Annotated in this window: 2 protein-coding genes; both read right to left on the bottom strand. The window is 55.7% G+C overall.

Annotation, left to right across the window (positions count from 1 at the left end; all coding sequences use genetic code 11):
• Positions 1 to 18: 18 nt before the first annotated feature.
• The gene (locus Q674_RS33475) at positions 19 to 375 is read right to left on the bottom strand and encodes a DUF3703 domain-containing protein (protein WP_014420763.1); all 357 of its coding nucleotides are present in this window, start codon (positions 373 to 375) and stop codon (positions 19 to 21) included.
• Positions 376 to 439: 64 nt separating this feature from the next.
• A partial coding sequence (locus Q674_RS33470) for a cation transporter (RefSeq protein WP_023009215.1) occupies positions 440 to 1,005 on the bottom strand: 566 nt, incomplete at its 5' end.

Genomic DNA, 1,005 nt, shown 5'->3' with positions numbered 1-1,005 from the left:
TAAACAAAAGCGAACATTCTAGTCACGCCTTCCCTCCGCCTCCGAAAGCACCACTGCCAAATCCTCGGGCACCGGCATGGGTGCAAACGCGCTGACGTTTGCACGACCGGTGTTTCCGACCGGAACCCAAATTCGGGAAAAGACCAGGGCGGCAATGGTTCGGGTCAACTGCCCCAGCACCTCACGAACGTCTCTTGTTCGCCAACCCAGTCTGAGCATCCGTAAGTGGGTTGCAGCGTGCGCCAGAGCATATTTCTGGCTGAGGATATGGGCACGTTCCAGATGGGTGAAGGCTGTCTGGAAATCGCCTGCGCCTTCCGCCCTGCCTGTCGCCTCAAGCTCCGCAATATAGGATGGCTTCAGTTCACTGTGCATTGATGTTTACTCCCCGTAGATTGGCAACGGCAAGCCGATAATCGACCGCCTGCCCCCGAAAGGTTCAGCCTTTCAGTGCCAGTATGCGTTTGGCACCCATCAAGACGATGCCACCGACAATTCCGCCAATAATCAGATCTGGGTAGTTGGACCCGGTCCAGGCAACGAGCAGCCCCGCAAGTATTACCCCCAGGTTGATGACCACGTCGTTGGCTGAAAATATCCAGCTGGCTTTCATGTGAGCACCGCCTTCACGGTGTTTTGCGATCAGGAGCAGGCAACTGATATTCGCAATGAGAGCAACAGAGGCGACGGCCATCATCATTAACGACTGAGGATCACTGCCGAACAGAAAACGTCTGCTAACTTCAACCAATACCCCAGCGGCAAGGATAAGCTGGAGGATGCCTGCCACATGGGCCGCTCTGACCTGCATTTTGATGCCGTGCCCAACGGCGTAAAGTGCGAGACCGTAGACGGCGGCATCGGCAAGCATGTCTAGCGAGTCTGCAATCAGGCCAGCGGACTGGGCGATCAGGCCCATCGTCATCTCGACCAGAAACATCAGGCCGTTGATTGCCAGCAGTATCCATAAAGTGCCGGATTCTTCGCTTTCGTTGGCCTTAGAAG

The sequence above is a fragment of the Marinobacter sp. EVN1 genome, from assembly GCF_000475375.1.
Classification (GTDB): domain Bacteria; phylum Pseudomonadota; class Gammaproteobacteria; order Pseudomonadales; family Oleiphilaceae; genus Marinobacter; species Marinobacter nauticus.
This window is presented reverse-complemented; position numbering and strand designations above follow the sequence as displayed.

What these genes read in the sequence shown, in the direction of transcription:
- Q674_RS33475 (WP_014420763.1), bottom strand. Translation starts at nt 375, where the DNA reads ATGCACAGTGAACTGAAGCCATCCTATATTGCGGAGCTTGAGGCGACA.